The organism is Arcobacter sp. ISO1 (assembly GCF_058105185.1).
The window spans coordinates 1712739-1726453 of sequence record NZ_CM176573.1 but is presented as its reverse complement, the minus strand read 5'-3'; the positions used below and the strand labels follow the sequence as shown (position 1 = coordinate 1726453).

The window sequence follows — 13715 nt, the reverse complement described above, 5'->3', positions numbered from 1 at the left end:
TTTTTCTAATTCTTTTTAAATATTGTTCTTTTCTCTTCACCTGTGTAAACATAATGAAATTCATAAAAGTTTTGAGCGATATATTCTATATCATTTTTTGCATTTTCATCACAAGCAAAAAGTATCTCATCATCTTCACATAACTTGATATCATGTTCTGGTAAAAGTTTATATTCACCATCTCTATGAATTAATAGCGGTATTATATTGTTTTTTTGTTCTCTATTATATAAAGAGGAATTAAAAATTTCTAAATAAATCTCTTTATCTTCTTTAATTGCCTTAAAAATCTCTGGTGAATTAATTTTATCTATTCTTTGTTCATGTAAAATTGGATTTTCATCTATAATTTGAATTAAATCTTTTACAAGTTTAGAAGCCCAAATATCATCTTTTTTGCACATCATTCTAATAAATTTATCAGATAGTGGACTTATAAGAGCATTTGTTGTTTTATTGATTAAAATTCTTGAAGGCATAAAAATATGATCAATTTTTGCACTTTTAAAAATAGATAAATCCTCCATCTCATTTTCTCTAGCTATTGTCATAATTTTTGGATTTAATTTCTTTGCAGTTGCTAAAATTGAAAGATTTGTTGTGTCATTATTAGTAGCTGAGATAATAGCAACGGCATTTTCAATACCTACATTTAAAAGTAGTTCTTTATCATCTGCATTACCAAAGGTTATATGTCTTTTTAAATCACTGTTAAATGTTCCAACTTTCGCTTTATTTATCTCTATAAACTCTGCCTCAACCTTATCTGAACGCAAAATATTATAAACATGTTGTCCCATTCTCCCAAATCCACATACAATATATTTACCCTTAGGAAAAACTGGAAGATTTGCATTTAGATTATCTATTTTATAAATCCATTTTTCAAGTTTTAATAAATTTGGTGCATTTATTGCCATCTCTATTTCACTTGAAATAATAGAAAAAGGGTTTGCTATTATCTCCACATCTAAATCTCTTAAGTTTTCACTGTGATTTGTAGTGGTTGATTTAATAGCAAGTCTTACATGGGGATTTAAAAGTTTTGAAGTTAGGGCAATTCTCAAATTTAAAGAATCATTTTCAAAAATTGAAACTAACCCTTTGCAATTGTATTTTTTAATACCAGCTTCTTCTAAAGCCTTTGGAGTAAAGACATCAGCAACTAAAACTGGAACTGTAGGGGTAAAGTTTTCAAGTCTTAGAACACTTGCGCGTTCCTCATCTTTTTCAATGACAACTGTTCTAATACCTTGTTCTATTGCTCTATTTATGATTTCGCTTGTGATTTGATTGTAGCCTAAGATGATTATAAACTTATCTTTCAGTCCTTTTACTTGATGTACAAACCTTGTTCTTTCAATCTCCCTTAAAAAAAGTTTATCTTGAAGTAAGGCAACTAAAGTTCCAATTCCATAAAACCATCCAAGAACAGTTAAATAAATAGAAAAACTAACCCAAAGCCTTTGGGGATAAGTAAAGGTGTATGGAGTATCACCAAAACCAATTGTAGTTGCGGTATAAGATACAAAATAAAATGCATCAAAAATACTCATATGATAAATATTTCCTTTATCATCAACTCCATCAATTATTAATAAACCAACAATAGCAATGGTATATGTAACAATAATTACAATAAATGGTCTTCTCATCCTTTGAAGGATGATAAATAAAGAACTATTTTTCAAAAAAAGCCTTTATTATCTTTTTGATTTTAAAGTATCACCAACATACAACATAACTGAAACTATGTTTGCTAATAACGCTCCACCTGATAAAGAGATAATCACAGATATAATCTCCGTATTTATTGTATAAGCATATGCAGCAATTGTCCAAACTGTGGCTGCTGCAATTAATTGTATATCTGCAACAAGTGAAGTTGCTAATAAAACTGAACCCATTTGTGTTTTATCACCAAGCTTTAATATTGTAGCTATTACATTTATTATAATTGCTGCCATAAGTTCATATTTACTATGGTGTTCTAAAGAACTCATGTCTCCATAGAAGAAACCAAAATTTATTGTCATTGCTAAAATAATAAAAAAACCTGAGATAACCTTATCAAGATTCATATATCTTCCTTTAATTCTATTTGGAATTAATCCTTCTTTGAAGAGACTAAAACTCCACTAAAAACTATCAGCATTATACCTAAGATAATCCAAATATCAGGAAAAGAATCACCTAGTATAAGCCCAATCAAAATTGAAAAAGCAATATTTGCATATGAAATAGTTCCTATAATTCCAGCTTTTGCTACAGAATAAGCCTTTGTCATATAAATTTGTGCGAAGGTAGCAACAGTTCCAAGTAATATAATAAATATCCAATCTTCAGATTTTGGCATAACAAATTTTGCAAAAACAAAATCTAAACTAGGGTTTGTATAAACTTCTGAAATCATCATTAAAATAATAGGACCTAATGTTCCAATTCCCATAAATGATAACACAATAGTTCTTCCATCATAAAACTTTCTAAGTTCCCTTATTGAAGTGTATGCAAGCCCTGCTCCAACCCCACACAAAATACCTAGCCAATCAGTTTTATCTAAAGATGAACCATCAAATTTTGTTATAAATAAAATTCCTATAAACCCAATAAATACACCAAGCCAACCTTTAAACCCAATTTTCTCTTTTACAAAGATATAAGCAAAAATTGCAGTAAAAATAGTAGAAGTCCTAGAAAAAGTCATAGCTTCACCTAAAGGGATATTTGCAATATTGTAAAAAAACATCAAAAGTGCAATAAAACCTGCTAAACCTCTAAATATCAACAACCAAGGTTTTCCACCAACTTGCTTTATAGGTTTTCTATATACTGAGATTAAAATTAAAAAAACTCCAAAAACATTTCTAAAAAATACAACTTCTAAAGAACTCATAGAATTACTTAATTCTTTTGCGAAAGCTCCCATTAAAGCAAATAAAAAAGAGGCAAAAAGCATATACTTTATGCCTAAAGATACATCATTAGTCATTAAACGTCCTCTAAAAAACGAATTTTAGTCACTTTGCAGTTAAAGGTTTATTATTAATTAACTTAAATCTGAAAATTAATATTTTTAGTTTCATTTGGGTAAAATTATTTAAATTTAAAAGATAATAGATGTTTATAGGAAAATAATTGGAATACTTAAAGATTAATGGTGAAGCAAAACTAACTGGCGAGGTTAAAATCTCTGGAGCGAAAAATGCTGCATTACCCCTGATTGCAGCAACAATTTTAGCAAAAAATGAAATTAGCATTTGCAATATGCCTAATGTTGTTGATATTAATACATTATTAAAACTTATTGATAAACTTGGTGGAACTTTCAAAAAAGAAGATACTTGTATCAAAATTGATACTTCAAAATTAAATAAAACAACTGCAACATATGATATTGTAAAAACTATGAGAGCCTCAATTTTAGTTTTAGGACCTATTTTAACAAGATTTGGTCACTGCGAAGTTTCACTTCCTGGTGGCTGTGCAATTGGGCAAAGACCAGTTGATTTACACCTAAAAGCACTTGAAGCAATGGGTGCACAAATAAAAATAAATCATGGATATATTGAGGCTACTGCACCAAATGGTCTGAAAGGAACAAAAATTGTATTCGATAAAGTTACTGTTGGTGGTACTGAGAATACTGTAATGGCTGCAGCTTTAGCTGATGGTATTACAACTATTGTAAATGCAGCAAAAGAACCAGAAGTTCAGCAACTTTGTGAAGTTATAAGAGATGCTGGGGTTTTAATAGAAGGAATAGGAACTGATACTTTAATTATTCATGGAACAAATAGAAAACTTTTAGAGTTTAAAGATTTTGATGTAATTCCAGATAGAATTGAAGCAGGAACATATCTTTGCGCTGCAGCAATTACAAATTCAAAATTAAAAATAAGTAAAGTTAATCCCGTTCACCTTGAAGCAATGCTTTCAAAACTTGAAGAGATGAACTTTAAACTTATTCAAGATGAAACATCAATAACTGTATTACCTACAGAAGAGATTAAACCTGTAAATATTGTAACAAGTGAATACCCAGGTTTCCCAACAGATATGCAAGCACAATTTATGGCATTGGCAACTCAAGCAAACGGTACAAGTACAATTGATGAGAGACTATTTGAAAATAGATTTATGCATGTCAGTGAGTTGCTTAGACTTGGTGCAGATATTCATTTAAATGGAAATATAGCAACAATTAATGGAAAAGCTGATTCACTTAATGGAACTGATGTTATGGCTACAGATTTAAGGGCTTCATCAGCATTGGTTTTATCGGCTTTAGTATCAAAGGGAGAAACTTCTATTCATAGAATCTATCATCTAGATAGAGGATATGAAGATTTAGAAGGAAAGCTAAATCAAATTGGTGCAAAAGTTAATAGGTTTAATGAATAGTTAGGATAAAAATTAAAACAAAATTGAAATAATAAAAAAGGCTGTTAAATGAAGTTAGAAATTTCTCTATTTAGATTTGATTATAAATCAGATTATTTACCGTATTACAAAAAAAGCTTTATCAAAGTTGATAAACAAAAAACACTATTAGATATTTTAAATACAATAAATCAAGAATACCCTTTTGGATATAAAAAAAGTGCTGATTTTAATGTAGTAGTAAATGGTGTATACTTAACTTTAGGTATTTCAATTGATGAATTAGTGGATAACTTTGGGAAAGATTTAACAATAGAGCCTATCTCAATTAGAAGAGCACACACAGACCTTTTAATAAATCAAGCTGATTTTGAAGATAGATTAAAAGTTCTAAGTGAATTTATTGATGAAGAGGATAAAAAAGTTTATGAAAACTACAAAATCTATTTTTATGCTTCAAACACAATAAACTATGAGTATGATTATATTGGTGATTCAATTTTATTGCTTGCCTATGATTTAATTGAGAAAAACCCTTCAGATGAAAAAGAAATTTTAGAAGCTTTAAATGAATATGAGTGTTCAGCTTCATATCATACGAGTTTACAAAATAGAGTTTATAAAATTGATTCTTCTATTGAAGAAAAAATATCTAAAATCAAAAACAAATTAGGTTTAACAAAATCAGTAAATGAACAAGATTTCTTTTTAGAAAAGAAAAACCTAATAGACTTTGGAACATTTGATGAAACAAAAGAGATTAAACATGATTTCTCTGATTTTAATTTAGCATATTTCAAAGGTATTGAAACTGATGAACAAACAAATAAACTAATAGCTAATTTAAACGCTAAAATTATAAATACTCCATCATCAAATATTGATTTAGCTTTAGATACATTCCATTTAAATAGTGATTTTACAATGAAACTAGCTTCAAATGTGATGTTAGAAGCATTTGATAATGGTGCTGATTTAATAGTAGTTGATGATGAAAATATATTTAATTTATTTGATTCAAATAGAAAAAGTTTAGAAAATGCTTGTGGAAGAGAGATTCCCATTCCCGTAATACATAAAAACGAATTACAAAAGCTGGCATGTGCAGAACATGAAATGGTAAAAGAGAGTTTATCAAAACATATCATTGACCCCGAAATAATTTAAGGATACAAATGGTTCTTGATTTAAAGTTCATTCTTTTAGGTTCTTTAATAATCTTAAGCTTAATACCTTTGTATATCTATAGAAAAGAGATATACAAAAGGTTTTCAAAAAAAGGAAATCTAAAAGTATTTATAAAAGATATAAATGCTTATTTAACTTACAACTATCCAAAAATGAACTTTGATTTTGATATTGTTAAAAAACTTGAAAAAGATGATAATCTTAAAACTAAACAAATTCTAATAATTGAAGATTTAAATAATCAATTTAGCTATTATGAATACGAACTAAATACCCAAAAAAGTGTCTCAAAAGATAAACTTTGGAGTTCATACGATCAAAATTCTACTTTACATAAAGATAATAAACTTCCAACAGACTGGAGTCAAAGAAAAGAAACTGCTTGGTTTAGAGAAGAAGGTAGATGCAATAGGTGTGGGACAAAAACTAAACTTGTAGATGCAAACGCCCTACTTGCTAAACAGATGAAAAATGGTGGTGGTTTTAATCTTGAAAATATAGTAATTTTATGTAACGATTGTACAAGAATTATTAAGTCTTCAAATTTAGAAAAAACAAAAAAAGATCTAAACTTTTTAGAAAAACTTATGAAAAAAGTTTCATACTAATTTATATTAAAATATTTTTTCAATCTTTGCTTATGTTTTTCTTCATTTGTTAATTGATTTTTTAAAACTTTTGAAGAAGTTTTTAATCCTTTTTTTGCTTTATCTTTAGCATTTAATGTTAATAAAACTTTCTTTAAAAACTCATCCTCTAAGCTTTTTAATTTTGACAATTCTTCTCTTATATAAGTTAGATCTTTGTTTATTGGAACAACATAAGGTGTTATAATTACAACTAAACTTTTATTTTGTACATCATTTAGCCTATTTTTAAATAATTCACCAATTAGAGGGATATCTCCTGCAATTGGTATTTTTTCAACAGATTTTTGATTTTTATTCTCTATTAAGCCACCAAGAATAACACTTTCACCATTGTTAACAATAGCGGTTGTTCTTAACTCTTTTTTTGAAGTATCAGGATTTGAGTTTGTATAATTCTCATTTTTTATACCTTCTAAAATAGTATCTATTTGAATTAAAACTTTATTTTCTTTTGAAACTCTTGGTTTTACTTTTAAAGTTAAGCCTATATCTTCCCTTTCAAAATTTGTTTTTGTGGTTCCACCATCAGTTGTTGTACTTCCTGTTTGAATAGATATAGTTTCCCCTACATATATTGAACTTTGCTTATTGTTTATACATAAAATTGAAGGTTGAGATATAATATCTAATGCATATGTTTTATTTAAAAGATTTAAACTTGCTCCTAATGCAATAGAAGAACTTACATTAGGGATTTGTATATTTAAACTACTTGTATCAATTGCAATAGCTTCTCCTAAATTTAAATTTGAAGCAAAAGTATATAAACCTCCACTAAAAGCTTTACCTCCAAAAATACCAAATCTTAAACCTACATCTTGTAAAAGATTGTTGTTTAGCTCTATTATATTTGCCTTAATATAAACTTGCTTTTTCTCAACATCTAATTTACCAATAAGTGTTTTTAAACTTTTAACCTCATCATTACTTCCATCAATAATAATTGAATTAAACTCTTCATCAATTGCTATAGTGATTTTTTCTTCTCTTTTTGTAGTTATCTCTTTTAATATTTTTTCAAGATTCTTAGCTTCTATATTTGTTAGGAAAACAACTTCTGTTCTAATATTCTTTTTTATATACTTTTTTATACTTTTTTTGATAACTTTATTTTGTTTTTTAATTACTCTTTTTTTAGTAGGTTTTAAAACTTTAAAATCACTTTTTACAACTCTTAAGATATTGTCACTTTCTATTAATTTGTAACCATTTGATTCTAAACTAAATTTTAATATTGACAAAAGTTTACTCTTTTCAATTGGTTCATTTGAAATAAAATCAACTTCACCTTCTATTAAATCAGTCACGAGAATACTTTTGTTGATATTTTTTGATGTTACATCAATTAGCTCTTTTAGTTTTAAACCTTTAAAATTTATATTTATAAGTTCACTAGATAGTAAAGTTGAGATTAGAAAAAAGAAAGAAATAAGTAGTTTCATAAAGCTTCCAAAATAATTTTCTAGATTATAATAAAACTATACTTATAATTTTATTTATTATTTACAATTTCAACTTCCCTTGGTAATTGTGTTTTTAAACTATTTTTTTGTTCTAAACTAAGAGATAAAGTAAGAATTACACTATTTGTAAACTCTTTATTGGAAATTTGTATATCAAATTGATTTAAAATATATTCGACTTTTGAGAGTATTGAATAATCTAATTGGATGATCATATTTTCAAGTTTTTTATACCTATGAAGTTCTGAGTTTTCAATCACTAAATTTACAGCATCACTATATGCTCTTACAAGTCCACCAGTTCCTAATTTAATTCCACCAAAATATCTAACAATTATAACTGCACTATTAATTATTTCATGGCCTGCTAAAACATTTAATGATGGTTTTCCACTAGTACCTCTAGGTTCTCCATCATCACTACAATTTTCAACTATTTGGTCGAAATCATTTAAATATCTATAGGCATATACATGATGTCTAGCTTTAGGATGTTCTTTTTTTAATCTATGCATAACTTCATCAAAATTATCATATGGCATAATATAAGCTATAAACTTTGATTTTTTTTCTTCATAACACTGTGTAAACTCATCTTTTACAAAAAACAAACTTCAAATTATCCTTATTTTTTAGATTTTTCTTTATATTATACTTAATTTATTTAAACCTAACCAAAAAATAACTTAGTTTTAATTATAATTTCACCCATGAGACTAGACCTATATCTTACAAAGAACTTTGATATTCAAAGTAGAAATAAAGCAAGTGAAATAATAAAAACTAACAAAATTAAAATCGATGGAAAAATCATTACAAAACCCTCTTTTAATGTTGAAGACTCAATGAAAGTTGAGATTTTAGAAGATGAGTTTTATGTAAGTAGAGCTGCATATAAACTAAAATATTTTTTAGAAGAGATTAATATTGATTTGCAAAATAAAAACTCTTTGGATATTGGAAGTAGCACTGGAGGCTTTACACAAATACTACTTGAAAATGATGTGCAAAGTGTAACTTGTGTTGATGTTGGTTCTAATCAATTACATGAAAGAATAAAAGAGAACAAAAAAATTAAATTCTTTGAAAATCAAGATATTAGAACCTTTCAAAGTAATGAAATTTTTGAAATTGTAACTTGTGATGTTTCTTTTATCTCAATTTTAAATATTATTGATGATATAAATAAATTGTCAAGTAATAAAATAATAATACTTTTTAAACCTCAGTTCGAAGTTGGAACAAATGTAAAAAGGGATAAAAAAGGTGTTGTAAAAGATAAAAAAGCTATATTACAAGCTAGAAATAAATTTTTAGAAGAAACAAAAAAACTAAATTGGACCTTGAAAAAAAGTTCAATGAGTAAACTTGAAGGAAAAGATGGAAATGAAGAAGAGCTCTTCTATTTTAATAAATAAAAGTTCAATTACAGCAATTGCAATTGGTGGATTTGATGGGATGCACCTTGCACATCAAGAACTTTTCAAACACTTAGGAGAAAATGGAGGAATAGTTTCAATTGAATCAGATTATGCAAATTTAACTCCAAAAACTTTTAGACAAGAATATTCTACTTATCCAATCTATTATTATGTATTAGAAAATATCAAACACCTTTCAGGTGAAGAGTTTATAAGATTAATAAAAGAGGAATTCCCAAAGTTAGAAAAGATAGTTGTAGGTTTTGATTTTTGTTTTGGGAAAAATAGAAAAAACTGTACAGAAGAATTAAAAAAACTGTTTGATGGAGAGGTTATTGTTGTCCAAGAGTTTACATTAAATGGAGTTCCTGTTCACTCAAGGCACATTAGAGAGTTTTTAAATGATGGTTTAATTAAAAAAGCAAATAAGTACTTAGGTAAAGAGTACAAAGTTTTTGGTAAACAAATAAAAGGACAAGGTTTAGGTTCTAAAAAGTTTGTTCCAACCATTAACTTGAATGTTGATGAATTTTTACTTCCTAAAGAGGGTGTTTATCTTACAAAAACAATCTTAAATGAAAAAGAATATAATTCAATCACTTTTTTAGGACATAGAAAAACAACTGATGATTCCTTTGCCGTTGAGACTCATATTTTAAATAAAGAAATAAAAAATAAATTTTCAACAGTTCAAATAAAATTTATAGATAGAATTAGAGATAATAAAAAATTTGACTCTTTTGAAGATTTAAAAAATCAAATTATAATAGACATATCTTGTGCAAAATCATTTTTTGATACATAAAAAGATAGTATAAATATATTACTTTATAGTATCTTTTTTACTAAAATTTATTTATTTCTTACACACCTAACATAATTACTGACATTTTTAAAATCAGCATATCCGTCACCATTATCAAAATAAATACTCCATGCAAGTTCATTATTCATAGAATTTGTTGTATCACTCCAATACCAATTAGAACCAACATTCTTTAAATATTCTTTTTGCAATGAAAGATTTTTCAATTCATCTTTTGTGGGCATTCGCCAATCTTTAAAATCTCCAAGAATAAGTTTTTTACAATAAGATGCTGCAGTATCACCTTTTGTATCAGAATATTTTTTATTATTGTAGTTTTCTTTTGTTATCCAAGTTTTTTTATTTTTTAAAACCATATTATCATCTTGCCAAATAAGGTTTTGTTTTTTATCAAAATAAAGTTTTTCTTTTCTTTCCTTTTTAATTTTCTCTCTTCTTACTTTTTCTTTTCTTATTTTTTCTCGTCTTATTTTTTCTCGTCTTATTTTTTCTTCTTCCAATTTCTTTTTAGCTATTCTTTTTTTTTCTGCTTCAATATCAAAGTCTAAAGTTATATCTATTTTTGTATCTTGATTTAGCTCAATATCCAAACTTTTATCTAAGTATTTGTCAGCTTTTATAGTGATTTTATAATTACCCTCTACTAACCTTTTATTAGATTTATATGATTCATTGTTAATCATTATTGTTGAAGTGGAAGGATTAACAATCAAAGTTAAAAAATATGTTTTTTTAGTTTCAATATCATCAAAACTTATCCAAACATCATTTTTAAGATTATTGTCTTTATTTTTATCCAATCGAAGAAAATTTTCTTTAATATCTACAATATTATACTCTTCACCTCTTTTTAAAACTTGTAATACTTTTTTCTCTTCTTTATAGGTATCATATGCTTCTACATCATTTTTGACATATATTTTTCGTGTAATATTTTTCTGTTCTAACATAGTTTGTAATGTCTTTTGAGAAGGTAAACAACCACTCATAAAAAACATAATAAAAATACCTAAAAATAATCTAATTATATTTTTTGTTTTTATTTTCATTTTCTCCCATTTAATCTTTTTAATAATTTTAAAAGTTAATTATAACGAATATTTATTAATCACAAGTTATATGACTCCGCCTTAATAAGCAGATTAGGAGCAATTTTTTTGTACAATTATATCTTTAAAAATTATCTATATAAATTTTAGAATTTTAATCTACAAGGAATCTATTTGAGGTATATTATTTTTAGTGTTATTATGGTGAGTTTATTTCAAATGTTTTTTTGGATTTCACATAATGATTTAGTTTCATTAATTGAGGCACCATACAAAAAAGTAGAGTCACTTTCATATACTCCATATTCTGGATATGAAAGAAAAGCTTTATCATCCAAGCAAATACAAGATGATTTAAATCTATTATTTCCAATTACAAAGAAAATAAGAACATACTCTTCAAAAGATGCAAAAATCATTTTAGAAGCTTCATCAAAACAAATATTACCTATAGATTTAGGTATTTGGTTAAGTAGTAATTATGAAGAGAACTACTTAGAGATTCAAGAAGCTTTAAAACTATTAAAAGCATATCCTAATAGTATAGAAAATATTGTTGTAGGAAACGAAGTTCTTCTAAGAAAAGATTTAAATAAAATTGAATTATTTGCTTATATTAACTTTTTAAAAGCCTTTACAGATAAACCTATTTCAACTGCTGAAACATGGGATATATGGGAAAAATTTCCAAATTTAGCAAAACATGTTGATTTTATAACAATTCATATTTTACCTTATTGGGAAAAAGCATCAATTGAAAATTTTGATAACTTTATAATAAATAAGTACTCTATTATAAAAAATTTATTCCCAAATAAAAAAATATATATTGGAGAAATTGGATGGCCAAGTCATGGATATAATAATAACAAAGCAATACCAAGCTTAGAAAATCAAGCAAAAGCTATTAGAGGTTTTGTAAACCTTGCTAAAAAAAACAACTGGTCTTATAATATTATTGAAGCTTTTGATCAGCCATGGAAAGGTTATGAAGAAGGAAATATTGGTCAATACTGGGGAATTTTTGATGCAAATAGAAAACTAAAATTCAATTTAGCTGGAGCCATTGAGACAAATCAATATTGGTTTTATCAGATGATAGGAGCTATATTTATTGGAGCTTTACTTACATTTTTTGGATTAAGACATAAAAAATTAAATCTAAACCATACTTTAGCATATGCAATAGTAGCACAAGGTATGGGTTTTGGTATTGTAATGGCTTTAATATACCCATTTATCAATTATATGAATTTTGGTATGTGGATTATGTGGGGTATGGGAACATTTTTAATGATTCCTCTTGTTATTCTAACTTTAGCAAAAGCAAATGAACTATTTAAATCCTCACTTGGAACACCTCCATCAAGATTAGTTCCCATTGATTTAGAATCTAAAAATATCCCTTTTGTTTCTATTCATGTTCCAGCGTATAAAGAGGAACCTCATGTTTTGGAAAAAACTTTAAGAGCCTTGTCAAATCTGAATTATCCTAACTATGAAGTTTTAGTAATCATCAATAATACGCCTGAAGAGTATTACTGGGAACCAATAGAAGAGTTGTGTAAAGAGTTAGGTGATAAATTTGTATTTATGAATATAGTTTGTTCAGGTTTTAAAGCTGGTGCATTAAATAAAGCCTTAGAACAAACAAATAAAAAAGCTGAAATAATTGCAGTAATTGATGCAGATTATGTGGTTGAATCACCTTGGCTAATAGATTTAGTTCCATTATTTGATGATCCAAAAGTAGCAATTGTACAAGCACCACAAGATCATAGAGATGGTAAAGAATCAATTTTAAAAACTGCGATGAATGCAGAATATTCAGGATTCTTTGATATTGGGATGGTTGATAGAAATGAAGAAAATGCAATAGTAGTACATGGAACTATGGTTATGGTAAAACTAAGTGCAATGCTTGAAGTTGGCGGTTGGGGAACAGATACTATTGTTGAAGATAGCGAACTTGGTCTTAGATTATTTGAAGCTGGTTATATAGCTCATTATACAAATAAAAGATATGGTTATGGATTACTGCCTGATACCTTTGAAGCTTTTAAAACACAAAGACATAGATGGGCCTATGGAGCTATTCAAATATTGAAAAAACATTGGAAAGAATTAAAACCAAGTGCAACGAAACTTACTACTACACAAAAGAAAAAGTTTATTGCTGGATGGTTTTTTTGGCTAAGTGATGCTATGGGTCCAATAATGGTTGTGATGAACCTTATATGGGTTCCTGTTATTGTTTTTGTAGGAGTTACAATCCCTACAATTCCACTGACAATTCCAATTATTACAATGTTTCTAGTAAACCTTTTCCATACATTTATTTTATACAAGATAAAAGTAAAAGCAAATTTAAAAGAAACTTTTCTAAGTGCAATAGCTTCTATGAGTTTGCAACTTATTATTTTTAAAGCAGTGTGGGATGGATTTGTAAAAGATGGATTACCATTTAAAAGAACTAAAAAAGGTGGAAAAGCTAAAAAAAGTAAAAGTCCTATAATATTTGAAATAATTTTATGTTTCTTACTATTAACATCTTTTTTTACATTGATTTTTATAAATAAAACAAATATCACTGAGATTTATGTATTTGCAGCAACTATATTTATTCAAAGTATCCCATATATCTCTGCTATTATCATGAGGTCTTTAGAATTGTATTCTATTAATTATCAAAAATCGTTAGACTGAAAATAAATAGTTATTAATATTCATTTGGC

The 13715-nt window shown here is 26.8% G+C and carries 12 protein-coding genes; 6 read left to right on the top strand and 6 right to left on the bottom strand.

Going from position 1 to position 13715, the window contains the following annotated elements; genetic code table 11:
- Window positions 1-5: 5 nt before the first annotated feature.
- From AC2TY9_RS08450 to AC2TY9_RS08440, 3 genes are read right to left on the bottom strand one after another with little or no spacing between them, the layout of a single operon-like run.
- On the bottom strand, window positions 6-1691 hold the full coding sequence (locus tag AC2TY9_RS08450; protein WP_489776953.1) for a potassium channel family protein: 1686 nt from the start codon (window positions 1689-1691) through the stop codon (window positions 6-8).
- A gap of 12 nt (window positions 1692-1703) precedes the next feature.
- Window positions 1704-2081 carry a DUF6394 family protein gene (locus tag AC2TY9_RS08445; RefSeq protein ID WP_489776952.1) on the bottom strand — a complete coding sequence of 126 codons (378 nt, stop codon included), beginning with the start codon at window positions 2079-2081 and terminating at the stop codon, window positions 1704-1706.
- Between the two features lie 26 nt (window positions 2082-2107).
- Entirely contained in the window at window positions 2108-2992 is an 885-nt protein-coding gene (locus AC2TY9_RS08440) for a DMT family transporter (RefSeq protein WP_489776951.1), read from the bottom strand.
- Between the two features lie 146 nt (window positions 2993-3138).
- On the opposite strand from AC2TY9_RS08440, the gene murA reads away from it, so the two are divergent.
- Genes murA through AC2TY9_RS08425 form a run of 3 tightly spaced genes read left to right on the top strand, consistent with a single transcriptional unit; the run spans window position 3139 to window position 6179 of the window.
- Window positions 3139-4404: a UDP-N-acetylglucosamine 1-carboxyvinyltransferase gene (gene murA / locus AC2TY9_RS08435; RefSeq protein WP_489776950.1), complete on the top strand. Its 1266-nt coding sequence runs from the start codon at window positions 3139-3141 to the stop codon at window positions 4402-4404.
- A gap of 48 nt (window positions 4405-4452) precedes the next feature.
- Window positions 4453-5550 carry a DUF5644 domain-containing protein gene (locus AC2TY9_RS08430; RefSeq protein ID WP_489776949.1) on the top strand — a complete coding sequence of 366 codons (1098 nt, stop codon included), beginning with the start codon at window positions 4453-4455 and terminating at the stop codon, window positions 5548-5550.
- Window positions 5551-5558: 8 nt separating this feature from the next.
- Window positions 5559-6179, top strand: coding sequence for a hypothetical protein (locus AC2TY9_RS08425; protein WP_489776948.1), 621 nt, complete (start codon window positions 5559-5561; stop codon window positions 6177-6179).
- Here AC2TY9_RS08425 and AC2TY9_RS08420 read toward each other — a convergent pair.
- Together AC2TY9_RS08420 and AC2TY9_RS08415 are read right to left on the bottom strand one after the other, a co-directional pair.
- Complete coding sequence (locus AC2TY9_RS08420; protein ID WP_489776947.1) at window positions 6176-7663, bottom strand: type II secretion system protein GspD; 1488 nt, start codon at window positions 7661-7663, stop codon at window positions 6176-6178. The two genes, AC2TY9_RS08425 and AC2TY9_RS08420, sit on opposite strands and share 4 nt — an antisense overlap.
- A 50-nt stretch (window positions 7664-7713) precedes the next feature.
- Entirely contained in the window at window positions 7714-8238 is a 525-nt protein-coding gene (locus AC2TY9_RS08415) for an IMPACT family protein (protein ID WP_489780420.1), read from the bottom strand.
- A gap of 156 nt (window positions 8239-8394) precedes the next feature.
- Between AC2TY9_RS08415 and tlyA the strand changes: the two genes are divergently transcribed.
- A complete protein-coding gene (gene tlyA / locus AC2TY9_RS08410; RefSeq protein ID WP_489776946.1) occupies window positions 8395-9102 on the top strand; it encodes a 23S rRNA (cytidine-2'-O)-methyltransferase TlyA in 708 nt (235 codons plus the stop codon).
- On the top strand, window positions 9071-9910 hold the full coding sequence (locus AC2TY9_RS08405; RefSeq protein ID WP_489780419.1) for a bifunctional riboflavin kinase/FAD synthetase: 840 nt from the start codon (window positions 9071-9073) through the stop codon (window positions 9908-9910). Before tlyA ends, AC2TY9_RS08405 begins: the two co-directional genes overlap by 32 nt.
- A 47-nt stretch (window positions 9911-9957) precedes the next feature.
- On the opposite strand, the gene AC2TY9_RS08400 is transcribed toward AC2TY9_RS08405, so the two are convergent.
- A complete protein-coding gene (locus AC2TY9_RS08400) occupies window positions 9958-10980 on the bottom strand; it encodes an Lcl C-terminal domain-containing protein (RefSeq protein WP_489776945.1) in 1023 nt (340 codons plus the stop codon).
- Between the two features lie 174 nt (window positions 10981-11154).
- Between AC2TY9_RS08400 and AC2TY9_RS08395 the strand changes: the two genes are divergently transcribed.
- Entirely contained in the window at window positions 11155-13686 is a 2532-nt protein-coding gene (locus AC2TY9_RS08395; protein ID WP_489776944.1) for a glycosyltransferase family 2 protein, read from the top strand.
- Window positions 13687-13715 lie beyond the last annotated feature (29 nt).

Coding starts and splice junctions, on each gene's coding strand:
- AC2TY9_RS08425 (WP_489776948.1), top strand. CDS start 5,559: ATGGTTCTTGATTTAAAGTTCATTCTTTTAGGTTCTTTAATAATCTTA.
- AC2TY9_RS08405 (WP_489780419.1), top strand. CDS start 9,071: ATGAAGAAGAGCTCTTCTATTTTAATAAATAAAAGTTCAATTACAGCA.
- AC2TY9_RS08445 (WP_489776952.1), bottom strand. CDS start 2,081: ATGAATCTTGATAAGGTTATCTCAGGTTTTTTTATTATTTTAGCAATG.
- AC2TY9_RS08430 (WP_489776949.1), top strand. CDS start 4,453: ATGAAGTTAGAAATTTCTCTATTTAGATTTGATTATAAATCAGATTAT.
- AC2TY9_RS08440 (WP_489776951.1), bottom strand. CDS start 2,992: ATGACTAATGATGTATCTTTAGGCATAAAGTATATGCTTTTTGCCTCT.
- tlyA (WP_489776946.1), top strand. CDS start 8,395: ATGAGACTAGACCTATATCTTACAAAGAACTTTGATATTCAAAGTAGA.
- AC2TY9_RS08420 (WP_489776947.1), bottom strand. CDS start 7,663: ATGAAACTACTTATTTCTTTCTTTTTTCTAATCTCAACTTTACTATCT.
- AC2TY9_RS08400 (WP_489776945.1), bottom strand. CDS start 10,980: ATGAAAATAAAAACAAAAAATATAATTAGATTATTTTTAGGTATTTTT.